Source organism: Streptomyces sp. NPDC090442 (genome assembly GCF_044769405.1).
In the GTDB taxonomy this organism is placed as follows: Bacteria; Actinomycetota; Actinomycetes; order Streptomycetales; family Streptomycetaceae; genus Streptomyces.
The window spans coordinates 33,993-55,836 of the sequence record NZ_JBIVXW010000040.1 but is presented as its reverse complement, the minus strand read 5'-3'; the positions used below and the strand labels follow the sequence as shown (position 1 = coordinate 55,836).

At 72.5% G+C, this 21,844-nt stretch carries 18 protein-coding genes and 1 pseudogene; 14 read left to right on the top strand and 5 right to left on the bottom strand.

Translation table 11 applies throughout. From position 1 onward, the window contains the following. The first annotated feature begins 244 nt into the window (after positions 1–244). The 5 genes from ACIQU6_RS26440 (at position 245) to ACIQU6_RS26420 (ending at position 8,313) form a co-directional block, all read left to right on the top strand. The gene (locus ACIQU6_RS26440; RefSeq protein ID WP_403484159.1) at positions 245–1,639 is read left to right on the top strand and encodes a diaminobutyrate--2-oxoglutarate transaminase family protein; all 1,395 of its coding nucleotides are present in this window, start codon (positions 245–247) and stop codon (positions 1,637–1,639) included. Then, positions 1,636–3,651: an IucA/IucC family protein gene (locus tag ACIQU6_RS26435; RefSeq protein ID WP_403484158.1), complete on the top strand. Its 2,016-nt coding sequence runs from the start codon at positions 1,636–1,638 to the stop codon at positions 3,649–3,651. Before ACIQU6_RS26440 ends, ACIQU6_RS26435 begins: the two co-directional genes overlap by 4 nt. 36 nt (positions 3,652–3,687) lie before the next feature. Then, entirely contained in the window at positions 3,688–4,368 is a 681-nt protein-coding gene (locus ACIQU6_RS26430; protein WP_403484157.1) for a GNAT family N-acetyltransferase, read from the top strand. Between the two features lie 114 nt (positions 4,369–4,482). After that, positions 4,483–6,291: an IucA/IucC family protein gene (locus ACIQU6_RS26425; RefSeq protein ID WP_403484189.1), complete on the top strand. Its 1,809-nt coding sequence runs from the start codon at positions 4,483–4,485 to the stop codon at positions 6,289–6,291. A gap of 42 nt (positions 6,292–6,333) precedes the next feature. Further along, positions 6,334–8,313 (top strand): ATP-dependent DNA helicase, encoded by a 1,980-nt coding sequence (locus ACIQU6_RS26420; RefSeq protein WP_403484156.1) that lies wholly within the window; start codon positions 6,334–6,336, stop codon positions 8,311–8,313. 118 nt (positions 8,314–8,431) lie between these two features. Here ACIQU6_RS26420 and lexA read toward each other — a convergent pair whose 3' ends face one another. Further along, positions 8,432–9,229 carry a transcriptional repressor LexA gene (lexA, locus tag ACIQU6_RS26415; protein ID WP_403484155.1) on the bottom strand — a complete coding sequence of 266 codons (798 nt, stop codon included), beginning with the start codon at positions 9,227–9,229 and terminating at the stop codon, positions 8,432–8,434. 563 nt (positions 9,230–9,792) lie between these two features. On the opposite strand from lexA, the gene nrdR reads away from it, so the two are divergent. Both nrdR and ACIQU6_RS26405 read left to right on the top strand, forming a co-directional pair. Then, on the top strand, positions 9,793–10,320 hold the full coding sequence (gene nrdR / locus ACIQU6_RS26410) for a transcriptional regulator NrdR (protein WP_403484154.1): 528 nt from the start codon (positions 9,793–9,795) through the stop codon (positions 10,318–10,320). Between the two features lie 124 nt (positions 10,321–10,444). After that, positions 10,445–13,327 carry a vitamin B12-dependent ribonucleotide reductase gene (locus ACIQU6_RS26405; protein ID WP_403484153.1) on the top strand — a complete coding sequence of 961 codons (2,883 nt, stop codon included), beginning with the start codon at positions 10,445–10,447 and terminating at the stop codon, positions 13,325–13,327. Between the two features lie 60 nt (positions 13,328–13,387). On the opposite strand, the gene ACIQU6_RS26400 is transcribed toward ACIQU6_RS26405, so the two are convergent. Then, the gene (locus tag ACIQU6_RS26400; RefSeq protein ID WP_403484152.1) at positions 13,388–14,008 is read right to left on the bottom strand and encodes an alpha/beta fold hydrolase; all 621 of its coding nucleotides are present in this window, start codon (positions 14,006–14,008) and stop codon (positions 13,388–13,390) included. A gap of 165 nt (positions 14,009–14,173) precedes the next feature. Further along, entirely contained in the window at positions 14,174–15,571 is a 1,398-nt protein-coding gene (locus tag ACIQU6_RS26395; protein WP_403484151.1) for an MFS transporter, read from the bottom strand. Between ACIQU6_RS26395 and ACIQU6_RS26390 the strand changes: the two genes are divergently transcribed. After that, entirely contained in the window at positions 15,551–15,691 is a 141-nt protein-coding gene (locus tag ACIQU6_RS26390) for a CGNR zinc finger domain-containing protein (protein WP_403484150.1), read from the top strand. The two genes, ACIQU6_RS26395 and ACIQU6_RS26390, sit on opposite strands and share 21 nt — an antisense overlap. Before the next feature lie 93 nt (positions 15,692–15,784). Here the strand turns inward: ACIQU6_RS26390 and ACIQU6_RS26385 are convergent, their stop codons facing one another. Continuing rightward, positions 15,785–16,306, bottom strand: a complete 522-nt coding sequence (locus ACIQU6_RS26385) for a TerD family protein (RefSeq protein WP_403484149.1) — start codon at positions 16,304–16,306, stop codon at positions 15,785–15,787. Positions 16,307–16,894: 588 nt separating this feature from the next. Here ACIQU6_RS26385 and ACIQU6_RS26380 point away from each other — a divergent pair. Continuing rightward, positions 16,895–17,195, top strand: a pseudogene (locus ACIQU6_RS26380) (hypothetical protein); the annotation flags it as partial. 148 nt (positions 17,196–17,343) lie between these two features. Then, positions 17,344–17,949, top strand: a complete 606-nt coding sequence (locus ACIQU6_RS26375; RefSeq protein WP_274912843.1) for a YdbC family protein — start codon at positions 17,344–17,346, stop codon at positions 17,947–17,949. Positions 17,950–17,958: 9 nt separating this feature from the next. Here ACIQU6_RS26375 and ACIQU6_RS26370 read toward each other — a convergent pair whose 3' ends face one another. After that, positions 17,959–18,666, bottom strand: a complete 708-nt coding sequence (locus tag ACIQU6_RS26370; RefSeq protein ID WP_403484148.1) for a TetR-like C-terminal domain-containing protein — start codon at positions 18,664–18,666, stop codon at positions 17,959–17,961. Between the two features lie 211 nt (positions 18,667–18,877). Between ACIQU6_RS26370 and ACIQU6_RS26365 the strand changes: the two genes are divergently transcribed. The 4 genes from ACIQU6_RS26365 to ACIQU6_RS26350 all read left to right on the top strand — a co-directional run bounded on the left by ACIQU6_RS26365 (position 18,878) and on the right by ACIQU6_RS26350 (position 21,818). Beyond that, on the top strand, positions 18,878–19,444 hold the full coding sequence (locus ACIQU6_RS26365; protein WP_403484147.1) for a hypothetical protein: 567 nt from the start codon (positions 18,878–18,880) through the stop codon (positions 19,442–19,444). Continuing rightward, the gene (locus tag ACIQU6_RS26360; protein WP_403484146.1) at positions 19,342–20,001 is read left to right on the top strand and encodes a histidine phosphatase family protein; all 660 of its coding nucleotides are present in this window, start codon (positions 19,342–19,344) and stop codon (positions 19,999–20,001) included. Before ACIQU6_RS26365 ends, ACIQU6_RS26360 begins: the two co-directional genes overlap by 103 nt. Positions 20,002–20,012: 11 nt before the next feature. Further along, a complete protein-coding gene (locus tag ACIQU6_RS26355) occupies positions 20,013–20,918 on the top strand; it encodes an ADP-ribosylglycohydrolase family protein (RefSeq protein ID WP_403484145.1) in 906 nt (301 codons plus the stop codon). A gap of 198 nt (positions 20,919–21,116) precedes the next feature. After that, positions 21,117–21,818, top strand: a complete 702-nt coding sequence (locus tag ACIQU6_RS26350) for a ribonuclease HII (protein WP_403484144.1) — start codon at positions 21,117–21,119, stop codon at positions 21,816–21,818. Positions 21,819–21,844 lie beyond the last annotated feature (26 nt).

Below are 21,844 nucleotides of genomic sequence, written 5' to 3'. Positions count from 1 at the left end.
CCGGCTCAGGAGTGGAGCCCCCGTCGCGGGCCTTGTCATGAACCGCAAGACCGGGTGCAGCCCCCCACTATGCCGGTGACCGGGGGGACGACGGTACCCGGGGCCCCGGTTCCCGCCGTCAAGGATCTTGACGCCGCCCCGTGTTCCCGCGCCGGTGCGGTCGTTGGTACGTACGGGGGACGGCCGGGCTGCCCGTTGGCCGCGCGGTATCCAGCAGTTCACCAGCCGGGAGGACACAACTGCCGTGGCGTTGACCGAAATCGTGCCGGCGGGCGCACCGTCGGCCCACGAGGGGATCCTGCGCCGCCAGGCCCTGCGTGAGTCCGCCGCCCGCACGTATGCGCGCTCGCTGCCGATCGTCCCGGTGCGTGCTCGCGGGCTGACCATCGAGGGCGCCGACGGCCGGCGCTACCTCGACTGCCTTTCCGGGGCCGGCACGTTGGCGCTCGGCCACAACCACCCCGTGGTCCTGGAGGCGATCCGTGCCGTCCTCGACTCCGGCGCGCCGCTGCACGTCCTGGACCTGGCGACCCCGGTCAAGGACGCCTTCACCACGGAGCTGTTCGCCACTCTGCCCGGGGAGTTGGCCGAAAAGGGGCGGATCCAGTTCTGCGGCCCGGCCGGCACCGACGCCGTCGAGGCCGCCCTCACCCTCGTCCGGACCGCCACCGGCCGCCAGGGGCTCGCGGCCTTCTCCGGCGCCTACCACGGCATGACCGCCGGCGCCCTGACCGCCTCCGGCGGGGCCCGGCACCCCGGCGTGACCCGGCTTCCCTACCCCTACGCCTACCGCTGCCCGTTCGGGGTCGGCGGCGAGCGCGGCGCCGAACTCTCCGCCCGCTGGACCGAGAACCTCCTCGACGACCCCAAGGGTGGGGTGCCCCGGCCCGCCGGGATGATCCTCGAACCGGTCCAGGGCGAGGGCGGCGTGATCCCCGCCCCGGCCGGCTGGCTGCGCCGGATGCGGGAGATCACCGCCGCCCGCGACATCCCGCTGATCGTCGACGAGGTCCAGACCGGCGTCGGCCGCACCGGCACCTTCTGGGCCGTCGAACAGAGCGGCATCGTGCCCGACGTGCTGGTGCTGTCCAAGGCGATCGGCGGCAGCCTGCCGCTCGCGGTCATCGTCTACCGCGAGGAACTGGACGCCTGGCGCCCCGGCGCGCACGCCGGCACCTTCCGTGGCAACCAACTCGCCATGGCAGCCGGCACCGCCACCCTCGGCTACGTCCGCCGCAACGGCCTGGCCGCCCGCGCCGCCGCGCTCGGCGCCACGATGCTCGCCCGGCTCCGCGACGTCGCCGCCGCCCACGACTGCGTCGGCGACGTCCGCGGCAGCGGGCTGATGCTCGGCGTCGAACTCGTCGACCGGGACGCCGACGCCGATCCGCTCGGCGCCCGCCCCGCCGCCCCGGCGCTCGCCGCCGCCGTCCAACGGGCGTGCCTGGACCGCGGCCTGATCGTCGAACTCGGCGGCCGGCATTCCGCCGTCGTCCGACTGCTGCCGCCCCTGACCCTCACCGACGAACAGGCGGACGCGGTCCTCGACCGGCTCGCCGACGCCATCGCGGCGGCCGTCCGCGCCACCCCCGGGCCCCCGGGCTCACCCCCCACCACCCTGCGAGGCACCCCCGCATGAACGAACGCCCCGGCCACGACGGCACCCAGGCCGCCGAACGGTTCCCCGCCCACCCACCGGGCGCCGGCCTCATCGAACCGGCCGTCCCCCGCCAACAGCGCCGCCCCGGCGACGACACCTGCCACCAACAGACCCCGGCCGCCGGCCACCGCGGCGCCCACGACCCCGTGCGCCACCCCGACGCCGACCCTCTCGACCACCCGGACCCGGCCGTCGCCGCCGACGCCGCCGGCATCGAGAACCTCCTGCGCTGCTGGATCCGCGAGCACGACACCCCCCGCCCCGCCGGCGGTCGGCTGCGGCTGGCCCTGCACGCCAGCGCCACCGCCCTGCACGTCCCCGTCCGGCACTGGTCACCCACCGGCTGGCACCGCCTGGGCGCCCCCACCCTCGAAGGCACCCCGGCCGGCTCCGCCCCGTTGGACGCCGTCACCCTCGCCGCGCTGCTGCGCCGGGAGGCCGCGCACGGCGGCGACCGGCGGGCCTCGGACGGCGGCGAACACCGGGTCGCCGACGGCGACGAACCGCCCACCGCGGACGCCCCGCAGGCCCCGGACGGCGACGGCGCCGAACTGGTCGGCCGGGTCGCCAACTCCGTGCGCATCACCGCCCTGTTCATCGCCGACCGGCGCGCCCACCCCGCGCAGGACCCGGGCTCCCGTTTCCTCGACGCCGAGCAGTCGCTCCTCCTAGGCCACCCCCTGCACCCCACGCCCAAGAGCCGCGAGGGTCTCACCGACGCCGAGGTCCGCGCCTATTCGCCCGAACTCCGCGGCTCCTTCCCGCTCCACTGGATGGCCGTCGCCCCCTCCGCCGTCGCCGCCGACTCCGCCTGGACCGAGCGCGGCCGCACCGTGCCCGCCGGGCGGCTCGCCGCCCAACTGGCCGGCGACGGCATGCAGTTGCCCGAGGGCACCGTGCCGCTGCCGCTCCACCCCTGGCAGGCCCTGGACCTCGCCAGCCGCCCGGAGGTCGCCGCGCTGCGCGACGCCGGGCTGCTGCATGACCTCGGCCCGCACGGCCCCCACTGGCACCCCACCTCCTCCGTCCGCACGGTCTGCCGCCCCGGGGCGCCCGCGATGCTCAAGCTCTCCCTGGGCGTGCGCATCACCAACTCCCGCCGGGAGAACCTCCGCAAGGAACTGCTGCGCGGCGTCGAGGTCCACCGGCTGCTGCGCACCGGACTCGCCGCGCAGTGGCAGGCCGCCTTCCCCACCGCCCCCGGCTTCGACATCGTCCGCGACCCCGCCTACCTCGCCGTCGACGGGCCGGACGGCACCCCCGTCCAGGGCCTGGACGTGGTCATCCGCCACCAGCCCTTCGACGCCGCCGACGACGCCGTCTGCATCGCCGGGCTCACCGCGCCGCGCCCCTGGCCTGACCACGGCGCGATGCGCTCCCGTCTGGAGAGCGTCATCGGCGCGCTCAGCGCCCGCACCGGGCGGCCGGCCGGCGCGGTGGCCACGGAATGGTTCCTGCGCTACCTCGAAGCCGTCGTCCGGCCCGTGCTCTGGCTCGACGGGACGGCCGGCGTCGCCCTGGAGGCCCACCAGCAGAACACCCTCGTCCTCCTGGACGCCGACGGCTGGCCCGTAGGCGGGCGCTACCGCGACAACCAGGGCTACTACTTCCGCACCTCCCGCCGCGCGGAACTGGACCGGCGACTGCCGGGCATCGGCATCGCCAGCGACACCTTCGTCGCCGACGACGTCACCGACGAGCGCTTTGCCTACTACCTCGGCATCAACAACGTCCTCGGCCTCATCGGGGCGTTCGGCGCGGCCCGGCTGATCCGCGAGGAGCTCCTGCTCGCCGCCTTCCGGCGGTTCCTCACCGACGCCGCGGCGGCCCCGGCCGCGCACCGCTCCACCCTGCCCGAGCTGCTGCTGACCGCCCGCACCCTGCGCTGCAAGGCCAACCTCGCCACCCGGCTGCACGGCCTGGACGAGTTGGTCGGCCCGGTGGACACCCAGTCCGTCTACGTCACCGTCCCCAACCCGCTCGTGCCCTAGGCCCTGTTGTCCCCAGCCCCCACAGGAGGGCGCCACGTGCCCCCGACCGAATCCGGCCTCACCTCCCCGCCGGACGCCACCCACGGCGACCCGCCCGCGCCCCACCCCGGCGCGGTGCCGCCCGCAGCCCCCACCCCGGCCGCGGGCCCGCTGCTGGACGACCTGGCCGCCTGGCCGCCGGCGGACACTCCCGCCGGGCCGTTCGCCCTCGTCCCCGTGGACCTCGGGCGCGACCTGGACCGGATCGTCTCCTGGATGAACGAGCCGGTCGTGAACGCCTTTTGGGAGCTGGCCGGCCCCCCGGAGACCACCGCCGCCCACCTGCGCGCCCAACTGGCCGGCGACGGTCGCAGCGTGCCCTGCCTGGGCGTGCTGGCCGGTGTCCCGATGAGCTACTGGGAGATCTACCGCGCCGACCTGGACCGCGTCGCCCGCTACTACCCGGCGCGGCCCCACGACACCGGCATCCACCTGCTGCTGGGCGCCGGCCGCGACCGCGGGCGCGGCCTGGGCACCGCGCTGCTGCGCGCCACCGCCGACCTCGTCCTGGACCGCCGCCCGCGGTGCGGACGCGTCATCGCCGAACCCGACCTGCGCAACACTCCCTCCGTCGCGGCCTTCCTGGGCGCCGGCTTCCGCTACGAGGAGGAGATCCAACTGCCCGAGAAACGCGCGGCGTTGATGGTCCGCGACCGCGCCCACCGCCACCAGTTCTGACCCCGGGGCCGTCCGTCGACGGCCCTGGTCCGCTCCGTCATCCACCCCGCCGGCCCGGTTGTCCCCCGCACGTGCCCGGCCGGTCCCGCACCGAGGAGTCCCACCTTGCCTCCTGTGTCCCGTCCCTCCGCTCCCGCCGGCCGGCCCGGCCCGTCCACGTCGTCCGGGCCCGGCCCGTCGCAGGATGCCTGGCAGCGCGCCGCCCGCAGGCTGTTCGCCAAGACCCTCGGGGAATTCGCCTACGAGGAGATCCTCACCCCCGCACCCGAGGGCCCAGCCCCCGATGGCCGCACCCGCTACCGCCTGCCCGTCGCCGAGGACCTCACCTACCGTTTCACCGCCCGCAGAGGCGCCTACGGGCACTGGCGGGTCGACGCCGACTCGATCACCCCGCACGCCGATCCCCTCCTCTTCCTGACCCGGGCCCACGACACCGTCCTGGGCCTGTCCGGCGACACCACCGGCCATCTCATCCGCGAACTCACCGCCACCCTCGCCGCCGACACCCGCCTGGACGCCACCGCGCTCAGCGCCGCGGAGCTCGCCGACCTCGACTACGCCACGCTCGAAGGCCACCAGACCGGCCACCCCTGGCTGGTCGCCAACAAGGGCCGACTCGGCTTCTCCGCCGCCGACGCGGAAACCTGGGCCCCCGAGGCCCGCACGCCGCAGCGGCTGCCCTGGCTCGCCGCCCACCGCCGCATCGCCCACTACCGCGGCGTCCCCGCGCTCGCCACCCCCGATCGCCTCTACGACGGGGAACTCGACCCCGCCACCGCACGCGCCTTCGCCGCCACCCTCGCCGACGCCGGCCGCGACCCGGCCGACTACCTCTACCTCCCCGTCCACCCCTGGCAGTGGGACGAGACCATCGCCCCGCTCTTCGCTCCGCAACTCGCCGACGGATCCATCATCGCGCTGCCCACTGACAACGACCTCCGCCTCCCGCAGCAGTCGATCCGCACCTTCCTCAACCTCACCCGCCCCCAGGCACGCACCGTCAAACTCCCGCTGTCCATCCTCAACACCCTCGTCTGGCGCGGCCTGCCCACCGAACGGACCCTCGCCGCCCCCGCCGTCACCGGCTGGATGCACTCGCTACGCGACGGCGATACGTATCTGCGCGACGAGACGCGGGTGATCCTGCTCGGCGAGACCGCCTCCGTCACCGTCGAGCACCCCCTCTACGACCGGCTGCCCGGAGTCCCGTACCAGTACAAGGAGTTGCTCGGCTGTATCTGGCGGGAGCCGCTCACCCACTACCTCGTACCGGGCGAGCGCGCCCGCACGTTGGCCTCGCTGCTCCAGACCGACCCCGCGGGCCGCGCGCTGACCACGGAACTGGTGGCCCGCTCCGGCCTGACCCCGCAAGGCTGGCTGGCGCGGCTCTTCGCCGCCCTCCTGCCGCCGCTGCTGCACTTCCTCTACCAGTACGGGACGGTCTTCTCCCCGCACGGCGAGAACGCCATCGTCGTCTTCGACGAGAACGACATCCCCACCCGCCTCGCCATGAAGGACTTCGTCGACGACGTCAACACCAGTGCCCACCCGCTGCCGGAGCACGACGGCATGCCGGACGACGTCCGGGCGGTGCTGCTGACCGAACCCCCGGCATTTCTCACCCAGTTCATCCACTCCGGCCTGTTCGTCGGCGTCTTCCGGTACCTCGCGCCGCTGTGCGAGGACCAACTGGGCGTTCCCGAGGGGGAGTTCTGGTCACTCGTCCGGGCGGAGATCCTGCGGCACCACGAGCGCTTCCCGCACCTCAAGGAGCGGCAGGAGACCTTCGACCTGCTCACCCCGGAGATCGAGCGGCTCTGCCTGAACCGCAACCGGCTGCACGTGGACGGTTACCGCGACCGCCGTGACCGCCCGCACGCCGCCGTCCACGGCACCATCCCCAACCCCCTGCACGCCCCGTGACCGACCCTGCTGTCGGTGGTCCCGCGTAGGCTTGCAGACGCTATGACGAAGCCCTCTCTCCCCGATCTGCTCCATGCCGCCGTCACCGCCGTCGGCGGCACCGAGCGGCCCGGCCAGGTGGCCATGGCCGAGGCCGTCGCCGAGGCCGTGGACGACAACGCCCACCTGTTGGTACAGGCCGGCACCGGCACCGGAAAGTCACTCGGCTATCTGGTGCCGGCGCTGGCCCATGGCGAGCGGGTGGTGATCGCCACGGCCACCCTCGCCCTTCAGCGCCAGCTCGTCGAGCGCGATCTGCCGCGGACGGTGGAGGCGCTCCATCCGCAGCTGCGCCGCCGGCCGCAGTTCGCGATGCTCAAGGGCCGCTCCAACTACGTCTGCCTGCACCGCCTCCACGAGGGCGCCCCGCAGGACGAGGAGGACGGCCTCTTCGACGTCTTCGAGCAGGCCGCGCCCACCAGCAAGCTGGGCCAGGACCTGCTGCGGCTGCGGGACTGGGCGGACGAGACCGAGACCGGCGACCGCGACGACCTGACCCCCGGCGTCTCCGACCGGGCCTGGGGCCAGGTGTCGGTCTCGTCCCGGGAGTGCGTGGGCGCGTCGAAGTGCGCGTACGGCGCGGAGTGCTTCGCCGAGGCGGCCCGGGAGCGGGCCAAGCTGGCCGACGTGGTGATCACCAACCACGCGCTGCTGGCGATCGACGCCATCGAGGGCGCCCCGGTCCTGCCGCAGCACGAGGTGCTGATCATCGACGAGGGCCACGAGCTGGTCTCCCGGGTCACCGGCGTGGCCACCGGCGAGCTCACCCCTGGCCAGGTCAACCGCGCCGTCCGCCGCGCCGCCAAGCTGGTCAACGAGAAGGCGGCGGACCAGCTCCAGACCGCCGCGGAGACCTTCGAGCGGCTGATGGAGCTGGCGCTGCCCGGCCGCCTGGAGGAGATCCCCGAGGAGCTGGGGTACTGCCTGATGGCGCTGCGGGACGCCGCCCGTACGGTGATCGTCGCGCTCGGCTCCACCCGAGACAAGTCCGTCCAGGACGAGGACGCCGTCCGCAAGCAGGCCCTGGCCTCGGTGGAGAACGTCCACGACGTCGCCGAGCGGATCGCCGGCGGCTCCGAGTACGACGTGGTCTGGTACGAGCGCCACGACCGCTTCGGCGCCTCGCTGCGGGTGGCACCGCTGTCGGTCTCCGGCCTGCTGCGGGAGAAGCTGTTCACCGACCGCTCCGTGGTGCTGACCTCCGCCACCCTCAAGCTGGGCGGCGACTTCAACGGCGTGGCCGCCTCGTTGGGCCTGGGCCCGGAGGGCACCGCGCGCGAGGACGAGCCGGTGTGGAAGGGCCTGGACGTCGGCTCGCCCTTCGACTACGGCAAGCAGGGCATCCTCTACGTCGCCAAGCACCTCGCCCAGCCCGGCCGGGAGGGCAGCCGCGACGACATGCTGGACGAGCTGGCGGATCTGATCGAGGCGGCCGGCGGCCGGACGCTGGGGCTGTTCTCCTCGATGCGGGGCGCCCAGGCCGCGGCGGAGGCGATGCGCGGCCGGCTGGACATGCCGGTCCTGCTCCAGGGCGAGGAGACGCTCGGTGAGCTGATCCGGACGTTCGCCGCGGACGCCCGGACGTGCCTGTTCGGCACCCTGTCGCTGTGGCAGGGCGTGGATGTGCCGGGCCCCAACTGCCAGTTGGTGGTGATGGACCGGGTGCCGTTCCCGCGGCCGGACGACCCGCTGATGAGCGCCCGGCAGAAGGCCGTGGAGGAGGCCGGCGGCAACGGCTTCATGGCGGTCGCGGCGACCCATGCCGCGCTGCTGATGGCCCAGGGCGCGGGCCGTCTGGTCCGGGCCACCGGCGACCGCGGCGTGGTCGCGGTGCTGGACCCACGGGTGGAGCGGGCCCGTTACGGCTCCTTCCTCCGCAGGTCCATGCCGGACTTCTGGTACACCACCGACCGGAATCAGGTCCGCCGCTCGCTGGCCCGGATCGACCAGGTGGCCAAGGAGGCCGAGGCGGCGGAGAAGTAGCGCGGGTGGGGCCCGGGAGTCGCTCCCGCGGGTCCCGGGAGCGACTCCCGGACAGTACAGAGCCCCGGGACGGAACCGGCGCAGTGGTTCCGTCCCGGGGCCCGGTCGTGGGGTGGCCTCAGACCCGGCGCAGCACCGCGACCACCTTGCCGAGGATGGTCGCCTCGTCGCCGGGGATGGGCTGGTACGCGGCGTTGTGCGGCAGCAGCCACACATGGCCGTCCTCGCGCTTGAAGCGCTTGACGGTCGCCTCCCCGTCGAGCATGGCGGCGACGATGTCGCCGTTCTCGGCGACCGGCTGGCGGCGGACGGTGACCCAGTCGCCGTCACAGATGGCCGCCTCGATCATCGAGTCACCCACGACCTTCAGCACGAACAGCTCGCCGTCGCCGACCAGTTGGCGGGGGAGCGGGAAGACGTCCTCGACGGACTCCTCGGCCAGGATCGGGCCGCCGGCCGCGATCCGGCCGACCAGCGGGACGTAGGACGCGGCGGGCTTGCCGGCGGTCTCCGTCGCCGCGCTCGTCGGCTGGTCAGAGGCGCGGACCTCGTACGCCCGCGGGCGGTGCGGGTCGCGCCGGAGGAAGCCCTTCCGCTCCAGGGCCATGAGCTGGTGCGCGACGGAGGAGGTGCTGGAGAGCCCGACGGCCTGGCCGATCTCCCGCATCGACGGCGGATAGCCGCGCCGCTGCACCGAATCCCGAATCACCTCGATCACCCGGCGCTGGCGGTCGGTGAGTCCGGAGCTGTCGGCACGAATACCCGGAGGGCGACCCGGCAACGAGCGGGTGGGCTTGTGCTCTTCGGAGTCCGACGTGGTCTCGTCCATCGGCCGCGGTGCCCTTTGCGGTTGCTCGAATCGGCTCTGGGAGTGGCTTTGTGCGGTGATGGTCGCGCTGTCTGCGGTGGTGGTCACGTCGGCCCCTCTCGAAATGTTCTCCCTAGTTAGCCAACGGTAGTTGCTTTCGAAAGGTTGCGCCAAACACACGTTCGAGTGAAAAATTCCGCGATTGGCTGACCTGATCAAGCGGTGCGGTGTATAGCCGAATGGCAATTCGGGCCCCCGGGGCGCCCGGCCTCGGATTCCCGCCCGGATTCCGCTCCGGAATGCCGACCGGAACCCGCCGTGAAAGGCGGCCGACGGCACCGCGACGACGGCCCGCCGCGGCGTCGCCGATTGTGTCATCCCCGCCCCTCCGGACCCCGCGCCGGGTGGCTTCCCGTACCCTCTTGGACGGCCCGCGCCCGCACCGCCAACGCGACACGCGGTAGGCAGATATAAGCGGCCCGACACCACATCTAGTGCTTAGATGCGGTCGGCCGCCTACAAGTTGTGGTGCCGGGTCCGTCGGGCCCCAGGGATCGCCTATGCTGGTGGCTGCTCCGAAGGGCCCGCAGGGGCCGGCCGGAGGTGTCCGTCGTCGTACGCCGGTTCTCTTTGGCGTACGTCCGTTTCCGAGGGTTGAGGAGGGTGGAGCCATGCACTGCCCCTTCTGCAGGCACCCGGACAGTCGGGTCGTCGACAGCCGCACCACGGACGACGGGACGGCGATCCGCCGCCGGCGCCAGTGCCCCGACTGCTCCCGCCGCTTCACGACCGTCGAGACGGCGTCGTTGATGGTGATCAAGCGGAGCGGGGTCACCGAGCCCTTCAGTCGCACCAAGGTCATCGCGGGCGTGCGCAAGGCGTGCCAGGGACGCCCGGTCACCGAGGACGCCCTCGCCAAGCTCGGCCAGCGGGTCGAGGAGGCGGTGCGCGCCACCGGCAGCGCCGAGCTGACCACCCATGACGTCGGGCTCGCCATACTGGGCCCGCTGCAGGAACTCGACCTTGTCGCGTACCTGCGCTTCGCGTCCGTCTACCGGGCGTTCGACTCACTTGAAGACTTCGAGGCGGCCATCGCCGAGCTGCGTGAGCAGCGCGAGCAGGGGCCGCCCGCGCACGGCGGGGCCGACGAGGAGACCGGCGAGCCGGTCGTTCCCGTGCCCGCCAACGCTGCCGACTAGAGCTCGGCGAGCATCCAGACCTGAGCCGGGACGAGAGCAGGGCGTCCCGACTCAGGAAAGACATACACCGTGCCACGGAATTTGTGTGCACATATGGGCGTTTGCCCGTATACAGGGAGGCGGAATGACAGAGACGACGAGCGGCCCGGCACGAGGCTCCCGCGCCAAGGGCAGCAAGGCGAGCAAGGGTCTGCGCATCGAGCGCATCCACACCACCCCCGGCGTGCATCCGTACGACGAGGTTGAGTGGGCGCGCCGTGACGTCGTCATGACCAACTGGCGCGACGGCTCGGTCAACTTCGAGCAGCGTGGCGTCGAGTTCCCCGAGTTCTGGTCGGTGAACGCGGTCAACATCGTCACGAGCAAGTACTTCCGCGGCGCAGTGGGTTCCCCCAGCCGCGAGTCGAGCCTCAAGCAGCTCATCGACCGCGTGGTCAAGACGTACCGCAAGGGCGGTGAGGAGAACGGTTACTTCGCCTCCCCGGCCGACGCTGAGATCTTCGAGCACGAGCTGGCCTACGCCCTGCTCCACCAGGTCTTCAGCTTCAACTCCCCGGTGTGGTTCAACGTCGGCACGAAGCAGCCGCAGCAGGTCAGCGCCTGCTTCATCCTCTCCGTGGACGACTCCATGGAGTCGATCCTGGACTGGTACAAGGAAGAGGGGATGATCTTCAAGGGCGGCTCCGGCGCCGGCCTGAACCTCTCCCGCATCCGCTCCTCCAAGGAGCTGCTCTCCTCCGGTGGCAACGCCTCCGGCCCGGTCTCCTTCATGCGCGGCGCCGACGCCTCCGCCGGCACCATCAAGTCCGGTGGCGCCACCCGCCGCGCGGCCAAGATGGTCGTCCTCGACGTCGACCACCCCGACGTCGAGGCGTTCATCGAGACCAAGGTCAAGGAAGAGGAGAAGATCCGCGCGCTGCGCGACGCGGGCTTCGACATGGACCTGGGCGGCGACGACATCACGTCCGTCCAGTACCAGAACGCCAACAACTCGGTCCGCGTGAACGACGAGTTCATGAAGGCCGTCGAGTCCGGCGCCAACTTCGGCCTGCGCGGCCGGCTCACCGGCGAGGTCATCGAGGAGGTCGACGCCAAGTCGCTCTTCCGCAAGATGGCCGAGGCCGCCTGGGCCTGCGCCGACCCCGGCATCCAGTACGACGACACCATCAACCACTGGCACACCTCGCCGGAGTCGGGCCGCATCACCGCGTCCAACCCGTGCAGCGAGTACATGCACCTGGACAACTCCTCGTGCAACCTCGCCTCGCTCAACCTCCTGAAGTTCCTCCGCGACGACGACCAGGGCAACCAGTCCTTCGACGCCGCGCGGTTCGCCAAGGTCGTCGAGCTGGTCATCACGGCCATGGACATCTCGATCTGCTTCGCGGACTTCCCGACCCAGAAGATCGGCGAGACCACCCGCGCCTACCGCCAGCTCGGCATCGGCTACGCCAACCTCGGCGCCCTGCTGATGGCCACCGGTCACGCCTACGACTCCGACGGCGGCCGCGCCCTGGCCGGTGCCATCACCTCGCTGATGACCGGCACCTCCTACAAGCGCTCCGCCGAACTGGCCGCCATCGTCGGCCCGTACGACGGCTACGCCCGCAACGCCGACGCCCACAAGCGCGTCATGAAGCAGCACGCGGACGCCAACGCCGCGGCCAAGCGCATGGACGACCTGGACAACCCGGTCTGGGCGGCGGCCACCGAGGCGTGGCAGGACGTGCAGCGCCTCGGCGAGAAGAGCGGCTTCCGCAACGCCCAGGCGTCGGTGCTGGCCCCCACCGGCACCATCGGCCTGATGATGGACTGCGACACCACCGGCGTCGAGCCGGACCTGGCGCTGGTCAAGTTCAAGAAGCTGGTCGGCGGCGGCTCCATGCAGATCGTGAACAACACGGTCCCCAAGGCGCTCAAGCGACTCGGCTACCAGCCCGAGCAGGTCGAGGCGATCGTCGCCCACATCGCCGACCACGGCAACGTCGTCGACGCCCCCGGCCTCAAGCCGGAGCACTACGAGGTCTTCGACTGCGCCATGGGCGAGCGCTCCATCTCCCCGATGGGCCACGTCCGGATGATGGCCGCGGCCCAGCCGTTCCTGTCGGGTGCGATCTCCAAGACGGTCAACGTCCCGGAGACGGCCACCGTCGAGGAGATCGAGGACGTCTACTACCAGGGCTGGAAGCTGGGCCTGAAGGCGCTCGCGATCTACCGCGACAACTGCAAGGTCGGCCAGCCGCTCTCCGCCAAGAAGAAGGAGGCGGAGAAGAAGACCGAGGTCGCCGAGCAGCCCGCGGAGAAGAAGGTCGTCGAGTACCGACCGGTCCGCAAGCGCCTGCCCAAGGGCCGTCCCGGCATCACCACCTCCTTCACGGTCGGCGGCGCCGAGGGCTACATGACCGCCAACTCCTACCCGGACGACGGTCTCGGCGAGGTCTTCCTGAAGATGTCCAAGCAGGGTTCGACCCTCGCGGGCATGATGGACGCCTTCTCCATCGCGGTGTCGGTCGGCCTCCAGTACGGCGTGCCGCTGGAGACCTACGTCTCGAAGTTCGTCAACATGCGCTTCGAGCCGGCCGGCATGACCGACGACCCGGACGTGCGGATGGCGCAGTCGATCGTCGACTACATCTTCCGCCGACTGGCGCTGGACTTCCTGCCGTTCGAGACCCGCTCGGCGCTGGGCATCCACTCCGTCGAGGAGCGCCAGCGTCACCTGGAGACCGGTTCGTACGAGCTGCCCGAGGACGAGGTCGACGTCGAGGGCCTGGCCCAGTCGGCCCCGAAGGTGGAGGCGCCCAAGCAGTCCGGCGCGTCGGCCCCGGTCGTCGAGGAGAGCGCGGCGCCGGCCCCCAAGCAGGCGCACACCAACGCCGAACTGGTGGAGATGCAGCTGGGCATCAACGCGGACGCCCCGCTCTGCTTCTCCTGCGGCACCAAGATGCAGCGGGCCGGTAGCTGCTACCTCTGCGAGGGCTGCGGCTCGACCAGCGGCTGCAGCTGAGCCCCGCGCCCCGACGGGGCGGCGGCCGATGAGCGGCCGCCGGGCATGAGTTGAGCACTATCAGGGCGGCGGAGTCCGGTGAGAAACCGGGCTCCGCCGCTTTGGCGTGGGTGGGGTTCCTGTGAACGTGCGTGCCTGGGGTTTGATGGTGTGCGGTGTGCGGTGTGCGGTGTGCGCGGTGAGGGGCTTAGGGGAGGAATGCGGTGACGGTCCGGGCGAAGCGGTCCGGGTCGTCCAACCACGGGAAGCGGTCGGCGGACGCGTACCGCTCCGTGGCCCCTTCGTTGGTCTGCGGGACCTCGGTGGCGGCGTCCGCTTGGGCCGTGCCGTCCCAACGCCCGTAGAAGAACGGGGCGATGGCGTCCCAGTCGCGAGATCACCGGTGGCGGAGTGTGCGAGAACGTCGACGCGTTCGAGACCGAGGTGTGCGCGGAGCGTCTCGACGTCATCGACCTGTCGGTCGCGACGGTAGGTCGCCGGGTCGGCGGAAATGCCGGATGCGTCGGTGCCGGGCAGATCGAGCCGGATCAACTGGCGGTGTTCCGCCAGGCCGGCCAGATCGCCGAGGTAGGCGGAGGCGCGCAGGGGGCCGCCAGGGAGGCAGAGCGGGGGTTCGCCTCTGTCATTTCCCTGGGAGTGATGGGCGAGCACGGCCCCGTCGCCCGCGGTGAGGACTGGCATGGCCGTAGTCCTGGGCGGGGGTGAATGGTGGGGCAAGTGGCTATGGGGTGGTGGGTGTGGGGTGGCTGGTGGCCGTGGGTGGGAAATTGCATTAGAGGGTGGGGAGTTGGGGAGTCAGGGAGCTTCGGAGTGGGGGTTGTGGGTTTTGTTGGGGGTGGAGTGCCGCTATTGGACTGTTCCCGGGTGCGCTTGTGTCGCTCCGCGCTGAGTGGGTTGGGGCTTGGGGGAGTTGTCCGGATTGGGGCTGCCGTCAGTGGGGTTGGCGTTAGTGGGGCTGCCGTCAGTGGGGTTGGCGTTAGTGGCGTTGCCCTCGGTGTGGTTGTCCTCGGTGTGGTTGTCTTCGGGCGGGGATGGGTGCCGGCTGCTCGTCAGAAGGAGCGTGTGGAGCAGTGCCGCCATGATCTGGAGGGTGGCGATCGTCAGGAGCAGGGTGGACGGCGGCAGCGCCAGACCTGTGGCCAGACCCGTGAGGCCCGCGCCGCAGGCCGCCGCCGTGATCTTCAGGCCGGCTCCCAGGGTGAACACCTGGGCCCGTACGGCCGTCGGAGCGTGGTCGGCCCGGATCCGCAACGTCGCGGTCAGCAACGGCCCGTCGCACAGCCCGGCCACGATGAACAGCGCCACGACGGCCGCGGGCCAAGGTGCCAACGCGGCGGCAGCGAGGGCCGCCCCGGTGCCCAACAGGGCAACCGTGGCCATCAGTTGGGCCGTCACACGGGGCCGCCATCGGGCCATGGCCAGTGCCCCGGTGAGCGCCCCTGCGGCGAACGCGGTCATCAGGGCGCCGCCGCTGCCCGGATGGCCACGATGGGCGGCGAGCAGCACCGTGGTGGTGGTCAGTCCGCCGATCCCGACGAACGCCAGGCAGGTGGCGGCGGTGATCGCCCGTAGTTCCCGGACGCGCACCACGGCGGACAGGCCGGCGACGGTCCCGGACCGCACGGCGGCCGTGCCGGGCCCGCCATCCTGCTGACTGGTGCCGGGCCGCACGCGCCCGCGGAAGAGACCGGGGGAGAGCACGGCGGCGACCGTCGCCGACCCGGCGAGGAGCCCCGTCGCCGGGCCCGGTGACCACAGTCCGGCAAGCACGCTGACGAAGGCCGGGCCGGCGACCGAGGCCGCGTTGTAGACCGCGGCGTCCAGCGCGTAGGCACGGTCGCGCGCCGGCCCAGCGGGAACCAAGTCGGCTATGCGCCCCGACAGTCCGCCGGACACCGCCGGGCCGCAGCAGCCGCCGAGCAGGGCCACGGTCAGCGTCACCGGTGCCGGGGCGCGCCCGGTGAGCACCGCCAACGTGGCGATGGCCGCGGCGAAGCCACCCAGAGCTGCGAGGTGGAACAGTCGAGGCCGTCGGGTCCGCCCGGCGAGGGTGCCCACTAGGGGAGCGGCGAGTACGTGCGGTGCCATCCAGGCGGTGAGGACGAACGCCCCCTGGCCGGCACTCCCGGTACGGGCGAGCGCCAACAGGACCGCGGCCACGGCCATGCCCTCCTCGGCCAGCCGCGCGAACAGGGCGACGGCCAGATAGCGCGGTAACCCGGGATGGCTATGGGCGAGGCGCACGACTGCGCCACCCTCTACCTGGGGGCGGGCCCGGGAAGCGCCCGCCGTTACTGTTCATCGCCCTGTGCCACCCGGGAACGGGTCGCGACCCACCGCCGCCGCAAGAAGGCAGGCGGGTGACGGGGCGGGGTGTGGGGTGCTGAGCGACGGGATAGCGGGGTGGGGAGGCGGGCCTGTGCCGCCTCCCCACCCCGCTATCCGTGTCCGCGCCCGTCAGTTCCCCATCACTCTGGTGAAGGTCTCCGGATCGGTGTCGAACCCGCGCAGCACCTGCTGGAACCGCCATTCGCCGTGGGCGTCCCGGACGAACTCGGCGACCGCCGCCGCCGTCGAGTCCTCGACCCCGGCGAAGTCGTTCCGCGCCAGCTTGTCGTACCCCTCGCGGACCTCGACGAGGGTGTTCTCCACCTCGCCGAAGACCTTCCGGCCGTGCGCCTGTTGGATCACCACGCCCACCACGACGCGGGAGTAGCGCTCGGACACCCGGCTCAACTCCAGCGTCAACACCTCGTCGTCACCGAACCCTTGGCCGGTGCGGCTGTCCCGGTTGAGGGTGATGGTTCCGTCCGGTGACCGGCTGTCGAAGTGCACCAGGTAGGCCGGCTCTCCGTGCGGTGCATCCGTCGAGTACGTCGCCGCGATGATGTCCAGGTCGATGTCCGGCTCGCCGATGGGGCTGGGGTCCCAGCCGAGCGCCACCACGACCTTCTCGATGCCCTTGTTGAACGTGTTCACCGGGCTCCCTTCCGTCAGCTCCCGTGACTGAAGCCCGCGAGTGCCGCAGACAACTGCCTTGGAATTACCCCGTGTTCCTCCATGGTCCCACGCTCCCTCGGGCGCCGGCCCGTGAAATGCGCGGCCGGCCAGGGGCGTTCGCATCGCCGGCGCAATCCGCCCATTGATCGTCGGTGCAATGCGGAATGCACCTCGGTGCAATGAGTGCATTGCCTTCACCGCGGCGCGGATTGTTTCGGATTGCCGTGAGCCGTGAGCCGTGAGCCGGGGTGAGTCGTGTCGACAAGTCTCCGGGTATCCGGGGGAGTTGTCCCCGGAAATCGTTGCTCACCGCTCACCGCTCACCGCTCACCGCTCGCCGCTCACCGCTCGCCGCTCGCCGTCACCCCGGTGCCTGCCGCTCACGCCGCCGCTTCGCTCCGCAGACGGGTGAGGCGGCCGCCGAGGGCGTCTAGGGCTCCGACGGGGGAGGAGGCGGCCGATGAGGCCGTCGGCGAGGGCGAGGCGGGTGCGCGGCCTGCTCCGGGGCGGCGATCCCGGTGGCTTCGCCAAGCAACCGGGCGAACAGGGAGCGGAGTTCGTCCGGACATGCCCACCCGCAGCCTCCTCTACGGGGACACCGTCAACCCCTGGCGACCGGAGGTCACTCCGTGCGGCACCAGTGGGGGTGACGGCGCTGCCGGTCCGCGTGACCCGAGGGCGGTCCCGGTGCCCCGTACGGTGAGCCATTGCCGTGCCCCCTCAAGAGGGGGCCGTGGTGGCGACTTCGGGCGGGCGGGGTGTCCACCCGGCCGTGCGCGCGACGGTCGGGAACACCGCGGACCTTCCGAGACCTGCCGGCTACGAGCTGTGTGAGGGGGACGGGGGAGTCGGCGTGCCGCGCGCCGACTGGAAGCCCCGCGTCTCGCCGTCGTGGAGAAGGCGGAACGGTGCCTGGCGGTACCGATCCCCATCGATCCGTGGACGTAAGGGGGTTCGGGCCGGTCGGGGCCCGGTGTGCAGCGGATCGGCCGGTCCGCGGGCCTTACCATGGCGCGGTGCTGGTCAAGTGGATTCGCCTTACCGTCGTGGACCGCCGAGGGTTCGAACGGGGGCAGCGGAAATGGGCCGGGCTCCTGGGGGAGCCCGGTTTCCGGGGGCAGGCCGGCGGTTGGAGCAGGTCCCGACCCGGTGTCGCCCACATGGTCGGCTTCTGGGAGAGCCGGGCGTTCTACGACTCCTTCATGGCGCGCTCGCACGACCGGTTGGCGGCCGCCCAGACCGGCACCTACAAGGATGGCCAAGTGCGGCTGTTCGAGCACGAATTCGACGTGAAGGTGGGGTTCCGGCCGGCCTTCGGGGACGCGGACGTGCTGCGGCTGGCGCACTGCCAGGTGCGCCCGGAACGGGTCGACCACTTCGTGCTCATGCAGGAGAAGGTCTGGAACCCGGCGATGGCCGGGTCGCCCGGCATGCTCCGGGGGATGGTCGGGCGGGCTCCGGGCGAGGAGTTCCTCGTCCTGTCCATGTGGCAGTCCGCGGCCGAGCGCGGCAAGTACCGTCCGGAGCGGGTGGAGCGGCTGGCGCTGCGGGCCCAGATAGCCGCCGACGTCCAGGCGATCGCGGGCGACGTGGTGCAGCTCGAACCCTCCTGGACGGTGTGAACCCGCTGATCAGCCCGTCCGCTCCGGGGAGTTGAGTCCGCCGCCGGCCGACCGGTCGCGGGTGAAGACCCCCGCGTGCGCCGCGGCCAGCGCCGCCGCGGCGGCCTGGTCGGCGAGCGCCTCGTCGACCGCCTCCCGGGTGACGAAGAGCCGGAAGAACAGCGGGGCGGGCACGGCTCGGACCAGCGCCCCGGCGTCGACGACGGCCCCCTCGCCGCTCGGCAACTCCCCGCGCCGCACGGCGCGCTCCACCACCGCCTCGCAGCGCGCGAACCGCTCGTCGTAGTAGGCGCGCAGCGCCGAGGCCGCCCGCTCCGACTGGAAGCCGGCCGCGATCATCGCGGAACCGGAGGCGCCCGCCGCGGGGTCGGTGAACGAGGCGACGACCTCGCGGGCCAGGGCGCGCAGATCGCCCTCCAGGGACCCGGTGTCGGGCGGCCGCCAACTGTCCTCGCCCGCCAGGTCCAGGGCGTCGGCGATCAACCCCTCCAGGTCGCCCCAGCGGCGGTAGAGCGTGGTCTTGTGCACCCCGGAGTGCTCGGCGACGTACTCGACCGTCAGGCCGGGGTAGCCGAGTTCGGTGAGACCGGTCAGCACGGCGTCGCGGACGGCGGCCCGGGTGCGGGCCGTGCGGCCGCCGGGGCGCCGGGTGCCGGGGGTGGAGGCGCTCGCCGGGGCGTCGCTCCCGGCCGGCCTCTTCTCGGTATCACCAGTCAACTGCAACTCCAATTGCGTTGGTTCGGGGAGTGTGGCATCCCCATGATAACGCTATTAGAGTTGCGTTTACGGTTCGGCGATGCCCGGCGATCCAGGCCGAATTCCAGGCTTGCCCCCGGTCCGCACCGTCCAGGACGCTGCCGCCCGCGCTCTCGCCGAAGTCCGCGAGATCGGACTTCGACAGAGCGAACTCCGCGAGAGCGAGCGCCGCTTGAGATCCCTGGTGGCCACCCTCGAAGACACCACCACGGCCCGGCTCGACGGCTCCTGCGCCCCGCTCGCCCGCTGCGCGCCCCGCGGCGGATACGAGGCCGACGTCCGCACCGCCCGCACCCCGCGTGACCGGCTCCTCGGCAGCCTCTCAGGCGGCGAACAGGCCAGCCTCGGCCCCGCCTGCCTGACCGCGGCCGAACCCGAGGCCCCGCTCCCCGGCGAGCCGACCGACCAGCTCGGCGCCGCCGCCCTCGACTGGATCGTGGCCCGGCCCGTAGCCCCGGTCGTCATCCCCCACGACCGCCTGCTCCGCCGCCGTTTCGCCGGCCGCCCGTACGAAATACGCGACGGCCGCCCCGCCCTCGTCGCCTGCCGAAACCGGCGGCGCGGGCCTGCGCGCCCGGGCCGGCATCCCCAACGCCACGCCCGGCATGTACAGGGCAGGCGATTTACGCTGGCCGCATGGCACGGCCCCGACGCATCGTCCTGCTCCGCCACGGCGAGTCCGTGGGGAACGTCGACGACACCGTCTACGAGCGCGAGCCCGACCACGCCCTCGCCCTGACCGCGACCGGGCGGAGCCAGGCCGAAGCCGCCGGCCATCGGCTGCGCGGGCTGTTCGGCGACGAGCGGATCTCCGCCTACGTCTCGCCGTACCGCCGCACCCACCAGACCTTCCGGTGCCTCGGCCTGGACCCCGCGAAGGTCCGGGTCCGCGAGGAGCCGCGACTGCGCGAACAGGACTGGGGCAACTGGCAGGACCGCGACGACGTCCGGCGGCAGAAGGCCTACCGCGACGCGTACGGCCACTTCTTCTACCGCTTCGCACAGGGCGAGTCCGGCGCCGACGTCTACGACCGGGTCGGGGCCTTCCTGGAGAGCCTCTGGCGCAGCTTCGAGGACCCCCGCCACCCGCCCAACGTCCTGATCGTCACGCACGGTCTCACCATGCGGCTGTTCTGCATGCGGTGGTTCCACTGGTCGGTCGCCGACTTCGAATCGCTGTCCAACCCGGACAACGCCGAATGGCGCACCCTGGTCCTCGGGCCCGACGGCCGGTACGCCCTCGACCGCCCCTTCGACCGCTGGTGTGAGCCCGAGCCGTACGGGGTCACCGGTTAAAGTGCACAGCGATGACGACCCCTGATCCCCGTGACGCGGACCGCTGCGCGCGGGCTCTGGCGAGCCTGCGCGGCCTCTCCGTGGGCGACGCCCTCGGAGCACAGTTCTTCGTCCCCGCCCACCACCCCTCCCTCAAGCGCCGCGAACTGCCGCCCGCCCCCTGGCGGTGGACCGACGACACCGAGATGGCCTGCTCCGTCCTGGCCGTCCTCACCACGCACCACCGCGTCGACCAGGACGCCCTGGCCCGCTCGTTCGCCGAGCACCACGACGCCGGCCGCGACTACGGCCCGGTCGTCGACCGCCTCCTCCGCCAGATCCGTGCGGGCGGCGACTGGCACGAGTTGGCCGCCGCGCTCTTCAACGGCCACGGCTCCTGGGGCAACGGCGCCGCCATGCGGATCGCGCCCCTCGGAGCCTGGTACGCCGACGACCCCGAGCAGGCCACCCACCAGGCGGAGATCTCCGCCTACCCCACCCACCAGCACCGCGAGGCCGTCGTCGGCGCCATGGCCGTGGCCGCCGCGGCCGCCCTGGTCGCCGACCCCGCCCGCGTGCTCCGCCCCGAGTCCCTCATCGACGGCGTGCTGGCCCTGGTCCCGCGCAGCGCCGTACAGGCCGGTCTGCGCCGGGCCCGCGACATGCTCGACTACGCCGACCCCGGCACCGTCGCCGCGGTCCTCGGCTGCGGGCGGCGCACCAGCGCACACGACACCGTGCCGTTCGCCCTCTGGGCCGCCGCCCGCAACCTCGGCGACTTCGCGCAGGCGATCTGGACCACCGCCCGGGCCGGCGGCGACGTCGACACCACCTGTGGCATCGTCGGCGGCATCGTCGCCGCGGCTCCCGACGGCGCCCCGCCGCAGGAATGGCTCGACCGCACCGAGCCGCTCCCCGCCTGGGCGCCCGCCCTCTGACCTCGCAGCACAACTGGCCGCCCCCGTAGGTCAGTTCGCACCCCGACGGCCGTCCGCCCGCCCTCGTTCGCGCCCCTCGGCTCACCCGCCGGCGGCCGCGTCGGACCCACGCATCGGGCCCGCCGTCGGCGTCAGCGGAGCCCAGGTTCGGATCCGGTGCGGACGGCGGCGCCGAATAGGCGTAATCTGGCTGGCGCCATGCCGTACGAGCCTCCCACCCACACCGTCGAGCGATCACTGCGCGCCACCACGGGTGCCAAGATCGTCGCAGGGATCGACGAGGTCGGGCGCGGAGCCTGGGCCGGTCCGGTCAGCGTCTGCGCCGCCGTCACCGGTCTGCGCCGGCCACCGGACGGACTCACCGATTCCAAGCTGTTGACCCCCAAGCGCCGCACCGAACTCTGCGACGTGCTCGCCAAGTGGGTCACCTCGTACGCCCTGGGGCACTCCTCGCCGGAGGAGATCGACGCCCTGGGGATGACCGCGGCACTGCGGCTCGCCGCCGTGCGCGCACTGGAGGCGCTCCCGGTCCAACCGGACGCGATCATCCTCGACGGCAAGCACGACTACCTGGGCGCGCCGTGGCGGGTCCGGACGGTCATCAAGGGCGACCAGTCCTGCATCGCGGTCGCTGCCGCGTCCGTGATCGCCAAAGTGCGGCGGGACGCCCTGATGGCCGAACTCGGCCAGGAGTACGCCGACTTCGACTTCGCTGCCAACGCCGGCTACCCCTCGCCGACCCACCGCACCGCCCTGGAGGAGAACGGTCCCACGCCGTACCACCGGGTGTCGTGGTCCTACATGGACGCCCTGCCCCGGTGGCAGCACCTCAAGAAGGTGCGCGTCACCCCCGAAGCAGCCGCTCTGGAGGCCGGTGGCCAACTCGGCTTCGACTTCTGAGCGGAGCGGGGCGGGAATTTCGGTAC